Genomic DNA, 13,256 nt, shown 5'->3' on the forward strand with positions numbered 1-13,256 from the left:
TCTGACACCGCCGCCCGTCATCGGAACAATCTTGAAATCCGATGTTCCATTAACCGGGGATTCAATCGTGTCCCAGCGCGGAGAGTTAAAATCTTGAGAACCCGATGATGCGTCAAAGGCTGAGCCAGAAATTGCCTGTATTCGATTTGAATTCTGAATCGGAAAAGGGACAGTCCCCGGGGACTGTCCCTTTGGGATGAGGTTTAAGGACGCACAGAGCTCGTCCGCTGGGGCTTAGCCTCGTTTACGGTCAAGGCGCGGCCTTCCAGGGATTGACCGTTCAATCCCGTGATAGCTCGCTGGATGTCTTCGCCTTCAGCCAGCTCGACAAAGCCGAATCCCCGCGGTGCACCCGTCATCTTGTCGCAAATCACCACCGCGGTCGAAACGCGAAACCCCGCGGTAGTTACAAAATCGTTCAGGGCACGGTCGGTTGTGCTATGGGGCAGATTACCTACAAAAAGCTTAGAAACCATTGAATCCTCCGGTTAAAGGCGGCCTGCTTGAGAGTCCACCCGAATGTACTTACATGAAAAGCGGGCCTGCGCAAAATGCGATGGCCGCTCGCTAAGCCGGGGCGCCCTAATAATGAAACTTCGGTTTGTTCAGTGCCCTGGCCTTCTCTTGCGCGGCTCGGTCGTCGGCCGCTTGTTTCTTTTGACGCTCGATTTCTCTTTGGGGAGCCTCTCGCTCATCCACCCGGATTGCTTCGGCGACTGCCGTCCGTGCCCGGGCATCCAGCTTCTTCGAAAATGCAATTACTCCAAAAGTAGGTTTGTAGGAGGAATGAAAGAGGTTGAACGAGTACTGCAGGTCTTCCCAGCGCGCAATGACCGCCTCTTTATCGTTATAGACCTCGCTGGTTGAGACAGTGATTCCCGCAGCAGGCTTCGTCGCCGGTCCGTATACCGAGGAAATGACCTCGACCATGTCATCAACGGTCATCCCTTCGGTTTTGTAAGAATCATAATCGATGACTATTCGAAAGAGCTCGCCGTTATAAAAAGTGAAGAGGACTCCATTCACCGAGTCGGCCTGCGGCGAACTGCGAGCGAAGTCACGTGGCTGCCACTCCAGTTCTTGGATGATTGCCGGACGGCTGTGAACCACTCGTACAGTCGAAGCTTCCACGCCTGCCAGTTTCGCAATCTCAGGGACAGTCATTCCAAATTGAAAATTGCGGTATCGGGAAAGATCGGGGGAGACCTTCGGGGGTGGCGAAGGGGCAACCCAGGAAAGTGATGCCCCGACAAGGCTCCGGGACTGCCACGGAAGTTCTTGAATAGCCGCCAGACGCGGGTCCATTGTCTTGACGTCGAGCGGTCTCAGTTCCTGAGCACCCATCAGGGATGCCGAAAGCAAGGCCATGGAAAATGAAATTGTCATAGAGCGAATGCTGATCATGGGGCTCCTCATTTCTTTAGCCGACTTCTTGTGTCATGAGCTCGTACCAACTTCTCTCTTACCTGAATGCTTGCGGGGGTAATGCTTTTTCAAATATTCCAGGATGTCCTGGTCCTTGATCTGCAAAGGGGTCACGGCGCGCGTTTCTTCCGTCTCCCGTCCCAGTTCCTCCACCATCCGGTCATAACAGATTCCCGGACCATCCTGGGCCTTCAAATCAGACCGGCGGAACGCCTCCAAGGGGAGGATCACGCTGAATTCGCGGCTTTTGCCCACCGCATCGATGACGTCAAAGGTGTATCGCCGGGTGCTGTCTGAAAGAACGTAATCCACGTATTGGATGTGCATTGAGCTCACTCTCTGGAAAGTAACGTCCTTCATGGAGCCAGACCATCGGTCCGCCCGCCACAGGTAGAATTCTCTTTTAGACGGGCTCGGGGATCGTCTTCTTGGCACCCGTGTTTTCCAGTACTTTGCGCACCTCTCGAGTCCGCTTCCGCTGGAGAATCCTATGCTTTCGTTCACGTCCAAACCTGGCTTTGTCACCATTTTGCTCTGACATGGTTCCTCCTCTGCTCGCTTCTAACATAAGTGTTCAGGGCTCTTGTTCGCCCGTTCCTAGAATGATTCTCTTCCCGGCTTCAGGTTCGCAATAGAGGGCATCGAGATGACGGGCTGTCTTTTCACTGCGGCCATAGACGTCAGAAACGCCGCCATAGAGATCAAAACCAGTCCAAAAAACATCCCGCGGGAAAGGGCAAAAGGCGCAACGGGATTGAAAAGCACGGCTATGGCCATGAATCCTGCGCCCCATACGTACTTGCGCGCGCGCATGGCTTGGCCGATGACCAGCAGGGCCCCCACAGAAACTACCAATTCAACCGCTATGAGCAAGCCCGCGGAGGAGCGCCATAGCAACGCTAAAAACAACGCGGCAAGGGAAACCCACTTCATGATATTCGTAAGCATTTGAGAACCTCGTTTCTTTTTGATGTTCATAGATTCTTCTTCGCTGGAGTTGGAAAAAGTGGACCCGGCCGCCCTTGCCGGAAAGAGCCACGGCCCGCCATCAAAAGGTACCGGTGAGCGCAGGGATCTTGTGGAAGGTCGAGTTGCACACCTCGAAGGTTCGAACCTGAGGGGTACCCTCAACCACTTTTGCCAGACCCTTTAGCACTTCCGGATACGTTCTACGGCTGTAAGCCTCCACATCCTCTTTGTTCTCCCACAGGCTGATTTCAATCCCTTCCAATTTCTCCGGATCGACGAACGTGATCTCGTCCTGGAAGCCCCTCTGCTTTCGCAGGAGAGGGACTATGTTGTCAATGGTCTGCACAAACTCCACAACGCTGTTGGGTTTTAGATGGAAGGAAACATTTCGTGCAAACATGGGACACCTCGGGGGCAGTATTCTAAGAGGCCGAATTCAGATAACCTGACTTAGTTCAGATCATTTGGAGAGTCGAGGTTGTTCCTCACTATCGTTAACCACATTAGGTTAATTCACTTTTCTTGTCAAGTGGAATCTGATATATTCTCAGAAGACTGGAGGAACTTAATCAAACAGAGTTAATTGGAAGGGAGCTGTTCCGTGAATCTTGCTCTGGTTATCCGGAAGCGGTTGGATCAGATGGGTCTCGAGCAAAGGGGTTTGGCGACTGCCGCACAAGTCACAGAGTCTTACATCTCGCAGTTACTGACGGGGAAAAAAACGCCCCCCACCCCGAGCCGGACCGACATCTATGAAAAAATGGGGAGGTTTCTCAAGCTCCCGGGAAGCAAGCTCTCGAAGCTGGCTGAGCTTCAGCGCCAGGAGGAATTGAAGAGAAGACTGGCCGATCCACCCGCGCCCTTGTTCAAAGAGGTTCGAGAATTGGTCCTCCGCAAATGCAGGCCCGCCAAATTGAAACAGATGCGCGCGATCTTTGAGAAGCAGCCCTTCGGCGAACTGGAGCGCCTGGTGACCCAGAAGCTCCTGGACGTCGTCAAGCGAGTGGCCCAGGAAGAACTGGAAAGTGAAAACTGGCTCCGCCTCATGGCGCGACTCAGCCAGCGAAGTTATGAGGAGATGCGGGTCATCATCCTTGAATTCCTGGACGCGGATATCTTTAATGTGTCCATTGAAAGCTGCATTTCGTTCCTGGATCCGTTGATCGAGTCCTGGGACATCGACCTCGCCACATTCGGTATGGAAATTATCTTGAACCGCAGGGTGGCGCCGGGGCACCCCAAGAGATTCGAGTTTGTTGAGAAGAAACCCGAGCCGCCCGTCAGCGAAGAGCCGGGATTCAAAGAGTTCCTCCGGGAGGCCTCCCTGAGCGGCACTGCGACCGAGGAGGAGATTGAGTTTCTCAGGAAGCTGCGATTTAAAGGAAAGCGACCCACCCCGCTCTATTATTACCGGGAGCTACAGAATCTCAGAGACCCTCTCCATTTCCGCCCCCGGTGAGTGGAAGCGGGAGCAGGGTGAAGTCAAATCACACTCGGTTTGAGGGTCCCGCCTCATAGGTGAATAAAGGAACAGGCAGTTCGGTTTCCGGCGTGCTCCGCCCGGGGTTTGGATACCTTATCGCGCGCCAACAAAGCCAACACAGAGGCAAGGCCCCGCCCAGAATGAAAATCGCATCGCCGGGCAGGCGCGCCCATTCCAGGACATGCACCCACTTCGTCATCACGAAATTCAGGCTTCGCGCATGCCAGTAACCCCGGCTCACGGCGTCGTTGAGTTGAACGATCCCGATGGGGAAAAGATTGAAGAACGCCATCCAGGTCAATCCCAGGTTGAGGGACCAGAAGGAGATCTTGGCGGCGCGATCGCTCCATTTGGCGGGCTGCATCAGGTAACGCAGGCAGAACAGCAAGAGTCCGATCGCGAGCATCCCGTAGACCCCCATCATCGCGGTGTGAGCATGATTGGCAGTCAGGTTCGTTCCAATCTCGTAATAACTCACGACAGGGAGATTGACCAAAAATCCGAAGATGCCCGCGCCGACAAAATTCCACACGCCCACCGCCACGAGAAACCAAACCGCCCAGCGGTGGATATGGTCCTTCCCCACCATGGATTGCTCCCCCGATCTCATGAACCCCCAGGCTTCGAGCGTCAGCAACACCAGGGGGACGACTTCCAGCGCTGAAAATGCAGCTCCGAGGGCCATGTGCACCGCAGGAGTCCCGCTAAAGTAAAGATGGTGCATCGTGCCCACCACACCGCCCAGGGAATACAAGATGACGTCGAGATAAATGACTCGGATGGCAGTCTTTTCCCGAACCGTGCCCATCAGAACGAACATGTACGCCACCATGACGGTGGTGAATAGCTCCAGAAAATCCTCCACCCAGAGGTGGACCACCCAGAATCGCCAGAAATCGGTGATCACAAAACCCCGTTCCGGGCTGGTGAGAAGTCCCACCGCATAAAACGCGGGGATGGTCAGCGCGGCGTAAAACAGGAGCCAGGGCATCGTCCCATGGTGTTGCTCCCGCAATTTTCCTTTCAATCCCCGGTACAGGATGAAGACCCACAAAAACAGCCCGATCACGAGCAGGATCTGCCAAACTCGACCGAGGTCGAGGTACTCCCATCCCTGATCGCCGAACCAGAACCACCCTTTGTTCAGCCAGCCTTTGATGCTTGCATACTCACCCGCCAGGCTCCCAAACACCACCACGACGAGCGCCAGGAGGAGGGCGATCGTCAGCGGCGCCTGACCGCGCCGCTCACGTCCGGCGATGAGTGGGACCAGGAAGATTCCCGTGGCCAGGTAGGACGCTGAAACCCAGAAGATAGAAAGCTGGACATGCCACGTTCGGGCGATGTTGTAAGGTAGAATTCGGGAAATGTCGAATCCGAAAAAATTTCCGGGCTCGGCCCGGAAATGGGCAACGAGGCCTCCACATAGGGTTTGGAGGAAGAAAAGAACCGAGGTCACCACGAGAAACCACACCACCGCTCGTTGAGCGGGGGCCAGAGCAACTTCGTCCACGGGGCGCAGCCACACCTGCCGCGGCGCCTCACTCCATCCCAGCCAGTCGTATTTCCCGAAACAAAACAGGACCAATCCTGTTCCGCCAAACAGGCCGATGATGGAGATGACGCTCCAGGTGACGGCCTCGGGAGTCACCGTATTTCCGGCGAGCGGTTCCGGAGGCCAGTTGTTGGTGTAGGAACTGCTCTCACCGGGACGATTTGTGGTTCCGGTCCAGGCGGTCCAGGCAAAAAATGCGGTGAGTTGCCGGATCTGTTTCCGATCCGCAATCCAGAGTGCCTGCGCGCCCCCCTGGCTGTCTTTGTTGTAAAACACGGACTGGTAGTGGTTTTCCATCATGCGGTGGGCGGAGGCCCGTGTCTCGCTCCAAATGACAGTGTCCGTCTCGGGATCAAATGTATTTTCGTGCAGCTCGGCAGCCACCCGGGATGGTGCCGGCACGCGGCCCTGCAGGTCTGATTCATACCGCCGCAGCAGAATTTCGGCCGTTTTATGGAGATATTCGGCCGTGAAGTCAGGGCCGAGATAGGCTCCGTGACCATAGACCGAACCGTATTCCATGAGTCCATAGCGCTGAAAGACGTTCATCCCCTCCATAATATCTTCCCGGGTGAACAACACTTCCCCGCCTGCACTGACCACTTGGCCAGGAATCGGCGGCTGTCGCTGGTAGACCAGGTAGGCCAGAACACCCAGAATAGAAAAGCCCACGATGTAGGTGAGGATCGCCCCTTGAAGCCATCTCGGGGAGATCGGCATTGATTGTCGTTCCATGTTGTTTGAGGCCAATTCTCTCACTCATGCAGTTCAAGATCAATAAGTGGTTTATCCCGGAGATCATGACCCGGATAATGGCATTTCCCGGTGTGGGGAGCGGGCTCGGCTGAGAAAGTCCGGAGGGCTGCGATCGTGATTGGAATTCTCAAAAATCCGGAGGGGGCGCAAGGTTCGCCAAGACCCGGAACCCCGGGGTCGTTTCGCCTTGCCGGCGGGGCCGGAGGCCGCGTGGTATAATTTATGGATGTACCGCCGGAGAGATTCCAGCCTGAGCGGGCGTCTGCTGAAAAGCCTTCACTTTCCTCAGCGCTTACGGTTCGTCTTCTTAGGTTTTTGTGTGCTCGCGATGGCGGCGTGTTCCCGAAGCGAGTCGCACCTGTTCGGCAGGGCGGAGGGGGCGCAGCGCGTCGGGAGTTACGACCAGGCCGTCCTTCTTTACGAATCCTATCTGCAGAAGTATCCCAATGGAGAGTTTGCGGAGAAGGGGCTGTACAATCTCGGAAATATTTATTACCTCAACCTCCGGAACCCGGGTAAGGCGCAGGCCGCTTACGAACGCTTTCTGGAAAAATACCCAAGCAGCCAGTACGCATTTACGGCGGGCGATCGTCTTGCCGAGTTATATGAGCGCGACATTCAGGATTATCGAAAAGCCATCGATGTCCTCGAACAGATTTCCTTGCACACGCCGAGCCGGGACGAATGGCGTAGGATCCGATACAAGATCGCCACGGACTACTTTCATCTCGACCAGTTTGACCAGGCGATCATTGAATTCAAGAAGTTGATCCAGGACCAGCCCGAAGAGCATCGGTCGGACGAGGCGCGGATCAAGCTGGCGGCCATTTACGAGATTCGCAAGCAGTGGCACGAGGCTGTGGTTCAGCTTCAGGACATCATCGACCATTCGAAGTGCGAGGAATGCCGTCGTCACGCCCAGCTCGAGATTGTCGATTGTTATGTCTCCCAGGACCGGCTCGATCAGGCCATCGCCGCGTTAAAGAAGATCACCCCCCACCCTGAGGATCGCGATTACGTGGCCCAGCAGCTCGCGGAGCTTGAGAGGCGGAAGATCGACCGGCGATCTCCCCACGAGGTGAACTGGATCAGGAAGTCGCCACCCAAGCGAAAAATCTCCTCGGCGTCCCGTCACCGGCCCGCCGAACCGGCGCCGAACAAATAATTGGACTGCCATGCCTCACCCTGCATACACATTTCCTCCCGAACTGGAGAGGTGCATTGAATCGCTCTTGCACGGTTTAAAGGCGGCTGGCGTGGCTCGATCCGTCGCGGAACTGTCCGCCTTCTTCACCTCTCACCGCAGGGCCCGGCCGGGAAACTACCTTGCCGACCCAGAAAGCCGTGCTGCTTACATCGCCTATTTTCTGCCCGCCAATTACAGCAAGCTGCATGCGGTCTTCGAAGAGATGAAACCGCTGCTCGTGGAGCATTTCGAGCAGGTCGCCCGGGAACGCCCGAACGATCAGCGGGCATTTCGGGTTCTGGACGTCGGCGCCGGTCCCGGAACGATGACTCTGGCCGCGCTGGAATATCTGCACGCCCTCTCACCCCACGGGGCATTTCAGTTTTCTGCGGTCGATCCGAATCGCGAGATGCTGAAGATATGCCGGCAGCTTTTTCATTGTCTGCGAGACCGGATCGGGATTAAAGAGGGACAGGCAGGCTTGAAGACCCATGTGGCATCCCTCCAGGGGCTGTTCTCCCGCCCGGCGGCTCATGCCGGCCCCGGCAGTCCGTTTGACATCATAATTCTGGCCAACGTTTGGAATGAACTGGAGGATTCGGGGCCGATGTCTCTCCCGGCTCAAGTCAGTCTGATCAGGGGACTGCTCGACCAATTAGGGGATCACGGGGCCTTGATTCTGATTGAGCCCGCACTTCGCGAATCCTCCCGAACAATCCACCAGTTGCACGACGCCGTTCTCGAACAGATTGAAGGCGCAAATGTTTTCGCCCCCTGTGTCCACCAAGGCCTGTGTCCCTGTGTGGCCGCCGGGAACGAGAAAGACTGGTGCCATACCGAGTTTGCGTGGCAGCCGACCGGGCAGATCACGGCAATTGACCGGATCATTGGAAACCGCAAAGACGCGCTGAAATTTTCCTATCTCGTCCTTCGAAAAGATGGTAAAAATGTTCTGGATTTAAATCCTTTATCCATGGGATGCGAAGGACAGTCCGCCTCTTGGCGCGTGGTGAGTGAACTGATTGTCGAGAAGGGGAAGCGGCGCGCATACCTGTGCGGCGAACCCGGAAGGTTCCAGTTCACGCGCCTCGACCGCCACGAAAGCCCGGCCAATCGGGTGTTCGGTGATTTGAATCGAGGCGATATCGTCAGGATCAGCGGCGCGGAATCCCGCAACGAGGATTGGCGCCTCTCTGACGCGACCGCCGTAGAGAGAATTTGAAGGGCGGATCCCTTCTTGGAATCATCCCTTGAGGCTGGAGAAATAGGCCCGCAGGGGCTCCGGACACGCACGTATCAGAGGGCTTGAATTCGACGGAGGCATACTTGAGAAAATCAATCACGTTATTTCTTCTGGGCCTGTTGATCATGGCGGGAGCATGCAACAAGGCCCCCCAGGGATCGACGGAGGAGAAAGCCATCCGGGAATCGCTGGAGAAGTACCTCACCACCAAGAAGAACATCAACTTGCAGGCCTTGAAGGTGGAATACAGCAACTTCCAGATCGCTCAGAACCAGGCCACGGTCGACGTCCTGTTCAAGAGTGGCAGTTCCAATGACATGACCATTGGATTCAAATACTCATTGAAGAAGACGGCGAACGGTTGGGAAGTGGAAAAGGGCGACCCGACCAGTGGTTCGATGTTTGGAGGCCATGCAGGCAGCGCGCCGGCCACCTCTGCGACCCCACTGCCTCCCGGACATCCCAGCGTGACGCCGCCCGCGGGCAGTGGCACGCCGGCGCCCCCGCCGCCGGGTCCAATGGAACCGGCCCACAGCAAGGATGCCCCAAAGAAGTGAGCCGATTCATCGTATTGAACCGCGATTGGACACCGCTCCGGTAGCCTTCACCGCACTCCGCCGCAGAGCGTTTCTCCCTTTGACGAATACCATCGCATGAACAGGTCCACAGTTCAACTCATCCCCGGGCTCGCGCTGGGGCATTACACGGATGCCCAGGCCCGGACCGGCTGTACCGTGTTGGTTTGCGAACAGGGCGCAGTCCCGGGGGTTGACATCCGCGGCTCCGCCTCGGGAACACGGGAGATCGCCTCCTGTCAGCCCGGTCATCTGATCGACCGGATCCACGCGATTGCCCTTGCCGGGGGCAGCGCCTTTGGTCTAGCTGCTGCGGACGGGGTGATGGAGTACCTGGAGCAGCGCGGGATCGGTTTTGATGTGGGGGTGACCCATGTCCCCATCGTTGCCTCCGCCATCGTGTATGATCTGTCCGTCGGAAATCCCTGGGTGAGGCCGGATAAGCAGGCGGGATTCAGCGCCACCGCCTCAGCACGGTCGGATCGCGTGGAACAGGGGGCCGTCGGCGCGGGGACGGGTGCTACGGTTGGAAAACTGTTTGGGGCGGAATGCGCCTCGCCCGGCGGGTTCGGATTCAGCATGCTGCGATTCGCCGGAACCGACACCAAACGCCACGTCGGTCCGAAACGTTTCCCGAGCAGCCGCAAGTCATCGCCCGGGAATCTGATCACGGTGCAGGCTTTTGCGGTTGTGAATGCTTTTGGGGACGTGGTCGACCCGCGAAGCGGACGAATTCTCGCGGGCACCCGCGTCTCGCCCGGTTCGAAGAAATTCGCGGATACGGTGGTCCAGATGAAGCGGGGAATCCTGTGGAAGGGTTTCAAGACAGGCATGGAAGGATCATCCGGGGGCCTGGCCAGCGGCAGACGGCGCAGAGTGAGCGCACGCCGGGTCGACCATGCCCCGTCCCGCATGAGTGAGTCGGCCCGGGCGTCCCGTCGTATGCTTGCCGAGCAGATGCCGGAAGCCACTCGAAAAATGTTTGAACGGGAGGGCGCAGACACCGCCTCCCGTTGGAGACCCCAGAGCACGACCCTGGTGGTGGTCGCAACCGATGCGGCATTCGACAAGATTCAAATGCAGAAAATCGCCCAGATGGCACAGAACGGCCTGGCGCGCGTGCTCCGGCCGGCCCATACCCTGCTGGACGGCGATACTGTGTTTGCTTTGTCCGTCTTCGATGAGCGCCACTCGAGGGAGGCCGATGTTAATGTCGTGGGCGAAGTGGCGGCAGAAGCAGCCGCCGAGGCGATTCTGGCGGCCGTAAGACGAGCGTGAGCGGGTGGGGTCAAGCTGAGAAAACAGTTCGATCAGGGACACGCGTCTTTTGAATCTGATTTGCCGGTCATGGCGGGTGTCCCGCAAAAACCGCAGAGGCAAAAGGCTCGGGAACACAAACTCGGATATTTGATTTTGGCCCAAGAAATCGTCTATGGTTTCTTGGCGACTGCCAGCGCGGAACCATTATCCGTGAAAAAATTGAGAGTCGTGTTGGCGCCGGCACCGGCACCCAGCAGGATGAACTGGGTTTTAAATCCCCCTCCATCGGCAATCTGCGGAAAGACGATCGGGAAGGGCGCCGCCTGGTTGAAGTCCGCAACAGGAAATGTCGTCAGGAGTTGATCGCCGCGGGGATTGTCCAGGGAGCGAAGTGTCAGGGCCACAAAAGGCACGGACGAAGCAATATCCAGCACCCCGATGAAGCCCGCAGGGAGTCCAGGGACCAACTGGCCGGCGAAGGCCGCCGTATGGCCGCCTCCGGGAAGAACTGGAAAGCCCGGTGCGGGGGCAGCAGGAGTGGTGCCGTCGGTCTGGACGGCTGTCACCGTCAGGCTGAGGGCCGCGAAAGGCGCCGGGTTTGCGATTGCCAATCCCGTGTCATGTCTGCCCGCAGCGGTCGTGGATGTATCCACGAAGATCCGGGCATGAGTCGTCGGGGTAGTGGACGCGATGCCTGATTCCGTGACCAGCACGTTTTCCCGCGTAAATCTGAAGATCCCTGCCGCCACCGGAGTGAAATTGCCGTTCCGAACAATCTGTACCGAGCCCGTGTTGACCGTCTGCACCAGGCCGGTCGTCTGGAAGATGAAGAATCCACCGGGCGGGATGGAGTAAGGGAAGGATGATCCCGCCTGGCCATTGACGAGGGCTGTGTTGAGCGGAAAACCGTCATTGCCCAGGATCTTGATTGTCCCATTGGCAAAAACGCTGGAGGTATTGAGCAGGTAGAAATCGGTCTGATAGCCGCCCCCGTCGACGAACTGTGGGAAGAACACGGGGTCGGTGGAGGGCGCCTTGGTCAAGTCGGCGATGGGGGTACTGGTAATGAGGGTTTCACCCCGCTGGTTGGTGGTCAGCCGCAACGCCAGGACGGAAAGGGGTTGGTCACTGCGGAGCTCGAGCGTCGCGAACTGGTGACCGACGAGGAGTGTGGCCGGCAACACGAAGTCGGGCGCGATGTCGGGAAGCTGGTTGATGAACTTGGCGAGGTGCGCGCCGGCCGGCAAGAGGGCGTGCCCGATGGCCGTCGGCTGCCCGCTGACCTCGCGCAGGGTGAAGGTGACATTCGCGGTCGCGCCTCCCCGGTTCACGATCGCAAAGCCCGTGTTGATGGTGATTGCCGATGCTTCAAGGCGACCGGACTTGGCCGTGTCCCCCGTCTGAAGATCAATGAAGATGCGGGCGGACGTCGTAGGCGGAGAGGCAGGGACCCCCGCTTCGGCGACCACGACCCCATTCTGCGTGACGCTGAAGACGGCGGTACCAAAAGGCGCGGTGCCGGAGGTGAGATTGACTACCGCGTCACCCGCTTGAACGAGCCCCTCGCTCCCCGGGGTCGATGTGGTGTTGGCTCCTCCCGGAAAGACGGGAAGATTGACCGCGTTGGACGGCGTGTTGCAGTTATTGAACAACAGTGCGACGGCGTTGGAGGACTTGTTGACTACCATCAGGTCGGCCTTGCCGTCGCCCGTGAACACAGCGGTGACGATGGCCTGGGGGCTGGGTCCAGTGGGGAAAGGAACCGCAACCTGGAAGGTGCCGTCCCCATCGCCCAGCAGAACCGAGACGGAATCGGAGTCTTCATTCGCCACGGCAAGGTCAAGTTTGCCGTCCCCGTTGAAGTCGGCCACGGCGATGAAATGCGGGGAGACCCCCTGAGTCGAATACTCCACGTGGGATTGGAAAGTGCCGTCCCCCTTGCCCAGCAGAACAGAAACGTTGTTGGAAAACCGGTTGGCCACTACCAGGTCGATCTTGCCATCTCCATCGAGGTCGGCCGCCGTGACGAATTCCACCCCGGCGCCGGCAATCTGGTTGACAGCAGTCTTAAAAGTGCCATCGCCATTGCCCAGCAAGATGGATACGGTGTTCGAAGTCTCGTTGGCAACGGCCAGATCCGCCTTACCGTCCCCGTTGAAATCCCCCACGACCAGGCCCTCGGGACTGGCTCCTGCACTGAATCCGACCGCCTTCTGAAAGGTTCCGTCGCCGTTGCCCAGCAGGATGGTCGCATTGCCATCGTCTTCGGTGGCCAGAGCGAGATCAGGCCTTCCATCTCCGTTAAAATCGCCTAACACAATGAACACCGGATGGCCGCCCGTGATGAAATCCACCCGGGGCCGAAACGTGCCGTCTCCATTCCCCAACAGGATGGAAACGCTGTTGGAAAGGCGGTTGGCCACGACCAGATCCAGTTTGCCATCGCCATCAACATCCCCGACCGCCAGGGAGCGGGGGCCCAATCCGATGACGAAGCTTTGGAACAGGAGGAAGGTCCCGTCGCCGTTGCCCAGGAGAACTGCCACGGTGGAGGTATCCTCGTTGACCACTGCCAGATCAGCTTTGCCATCAGCGTTGAAGTCCCCAACGGCTATGGAACGAGGGGTCAGACCCGCTGAAGTAACGGTCGGACCATTAAATAAGGTAGGAGCAGCACAGCTGCCGAGTGTCCTCGATGTCGCCGATACAAAGGCGACGCATAGCATCGCAAAGATGATCAGGGGCGAGCCCGGGCGATTGCATTTGATACGCATGAGATCTTGCCCAGCGGTGGTCATAACATC

At 57.7% G+C, this 13,256-nt stretch carries 13 protein-coding genes; 5 read left to right on the forward strand and 8 right to left on the reverse strand.

The window, feature by feature from the left end:
• Positions 1 to 203: 203 nt before the first annotated feature.
• From LAO21_02550 to LAO21_02575, 6 genes are all read right to left on the reverse strand, one after another.
• Positions 204 to 476, reverse strand: coding sequence for an RNA-binding protein (locus tag LAO21_02550; protein ID MBZ5551572.1), 273 nt, complete (start codon positions 474 to 476; stop codon positions 204 to 206).
• A gap of 106 nt (positions 477 to 582) precedes the next feature.
• Complete coding sequence (locus LAO21_02555) at positions 583 to 1,386, reverse strand: hypothetical protein (protein ID MBZ5551573.1); 804 nt, start codon at positions 1,384 to 1,386, stop codon at positions 583 to 585.
• A gap of 51 nt (positions 1,387 to 1,437) precedes the next feature.
• Entirely contained in the window at positions 1,438 to 1,752 is a 315-nt protein-coding gene (locus LAO21_02560) for a hypothetical protein (GenBank protein ID MBZ5551574.1), read from the reverse strand.
• Positions 1,753 to 1,828: 76 nt separating this feature from the next.
• Positions 1,829 to 1,966, reverse strand: coding sequence for a hypothetical protein (locus LAO21_02565; GenBank protein MBZ5551575.1), 138 nt, complete (start codon positions 1,964 to 1,966; stop codon positions 1,829 to 1,831).
• A gap of 56 nt (positions 1,967 to 2,022) precedes the next feature.
• Positions 2,023 to 2,403: a hypothetical protein gene (locus LAO21_02570; protein MBZ5551576.1), complete on the reverse strand. Its 381-nt coding sequence runs from the start codon at positions 2,401 to 2,403 to the stop codon at positions 2,023 to 2,025.
• A gap of 70 nt (positions 2,404 to 2,473) precedes the next feature.
• Positions 2,474 to 2,794 carry a hypothetical protein gene (locus LAO21_02575; GenBank protein ID MBZ5551577.1) on the reverse strand — a complete coding sequence of 107 codons (321 nt, stop codon included), beginning with the start codon at positions 2,792 to 2,794 and terminating at the stop codon, positions 2,474 to 2,476.
• A gap of 201 nt (positions 2,795 to 2,995) precedes the next feature.
• On the opposite strand from LAO21_02575, the gene LAO21_02580 reads away from it, so the two are divergent.
• The gene (locus LAO21_02580) at positions 2,996 to 3,853 is read left to right on the forward strand and encodes a helix-turn-helix domain-containing protein (GenBank protein ID MBZ5551578.1); all 858 of its coding nucleotides are present in this window, start codon (positions 2,996 to 2,998) and stop codon (positions 3,851 to 3,853) included.
• Positions 3,854 to 3,881: 28 nt separating this feature from the next.
• Here LAO21_02580 and LAO21_02585 read toward each other — a convergent pair whose 3' ends face one another.
• Positions 3,882 to 6,167, reverse strand: a complete 2,286-nt coding sequence (locus LAO21_02585) for a cbb3-type cytochrome c oxidase subunit I (GenBank protein MBZ5551579.1) — start codon at positions 6,165 to 6,167, stop codon at positions 3,882 to 3,884.
• Positions 6,168 to 6,306: 139 nt separating this feature from the next.
• Between LAO21_02585 and LAO21_02590 the strand changes: the two genes are divergently transcribed.
• The 4 genes from LAO21_02590 (at position 6,307) to LAO21_02605 (ending at position 10,470) form a co-directional block, all read left to right on the forward strand.
• Positions 6,307 to 7,353 carry a tetratricopeptide repeat protein gene (locus tag LAO21_02590; GenBank protein MBZ5551580.1) on the forward strand — a complete coding sequence of 349 codons (1,047 nt, stop codon included), beginning with the start codon at positions 6,307 to 6,309 and terminating at the stop codon, positions 7,351 to 7,353.
• A 91-nt stretch (positions 7,354 to 7,444) separates the two neighbouring features.
• Complete coding sequence (locus LAO21_02595; protein ID MBZ5551581.1) at positions 7,445 to 8,596, forward strand: small ribosomal subunit Rsm22 family protein; 1,152 nt, start codon at positions 7,445 to 7,447, stop codon at positions 8,594 to 8,596.
• 104 nt (positions 8,597 to 8,700) lie between these two features.
• On the forward strand, positions 8,701 to 9,174 hold the full coding sequence (locus tag LAO21_02600; protein ID MBZ5551582.1) for a hypothetical protein: 474 nt from the start codon (positions 8,701 to 8,703) through the stop codon (positions 9,172 to 9,174).
• 96 nt (positions 9,175 to 9,270) lie between these two features.
• Positions 9,271 to 10,470, forward strand: a complete 1,200-nt coding sequence (locus LAO21_02605; protein ID MBZ5551583.1) for a P1 family peptidase — start codon at positions 9,271 to 9,273, stop codon at positions 10,468 to 10,470.
• A gap of 152 nt (positions 10,471 to 10,622) precedes the next feature.
• Here LAO21_02605 and LAO21_02610 read toward each other — a convergent pair whose 3' ends face one another.
• Complete coding sequence (locus tag LAO21_02610; GenBank protein ID MBZ5551584.1) at positions 10,623 to 13,250, reverse strand: VCBS repeat-containing protein; 2,628 nt, start codon at positions 13,248 to 13,250, stop codon at positions 10,623 to 10,625.
• Positions 13,251 to 13,256: the final 6 nt, after the last annotated feature.

It is taken from the genome of Terriglobia bacterium (assembly GCA_020073085.1).
In the GTDB taxonomy this organism is placed as follows: domain Bacteria; phylum Acidobacteriota; class Terriglobia; order JAIQFV01; family JAIQFV01; genus JAIQFV01.

What these genes read in the sequence shown, in the direction of transcription:
- LAO21_02605 (MBZ5551583.1), top strand. Translation starts at nt 9,271, where the DNA reads ATGAACAGGTCCACAGTTCAACTCATCCCCGGGCTCGCGCTGGGGCAT.
- LAO21_02585 (MBZ5551579.1), bottom strand. Translation starts at nt 6,167, where the DNA reads ATGGAACGACAATCAATGCCGATCTCCCCGAGATGGCTTCAAGGGGCG.
- LAO21_02575 (MBZ5551577.1), bottom strand. Translation starts at nt 2,794, where the DNA reads ATGTTTGCACGAAATGTTTCCTTCCATCTAAAACCCAACAGCGTTGTG.
- LAO21_02570 (MBZ5551576.1), bottom strand. Translation starts at nt 2,403, where the DNA reads ATGAACATCAAAAAGAAACGAGGTTCTCAAATGCTTACGAATATCATG.
- LAO21_02610 (MBZ5551584.1), bottom strand. Translation starts at nt 13,250, where the DNA reads ATGACCACCGCTGGGCAAGATCTCATGCGTATCAAATGCAATCGCCCG.
- LAO21_02550 (MBZ5551572.1), bottom strand. Translation starts at nt 476, where the DNA reads ATGGTTTCTAAGCTTTTTGTAGGTAATCTGCCCCATAGCACAACCGAC.
- LAO21_02555 (MBZ5551573.1), bottom strand. Translation starts at nt 1,386, where the DNA reads ATGACAATTTCATTTTCCATGGCCTTGCTTTCGGCATCCCTGATGGGT.
- LAO21_02560 (MBZ5551574.1), bottom strand. Translation starts at nt 1,752, where the DNA reads ATGCACATCCAATACGTGGATTACGTTCTTTCAGACAGCACCCGGCGA.
- LAO21_02565 (MBZ5551575.1), bottom strand. Translation starts at nt 1,966, where the DNA reads ATGTCAGAGCAAAATGGTGACAAAGCCAGGTTTGGACGTGAACGAAAG.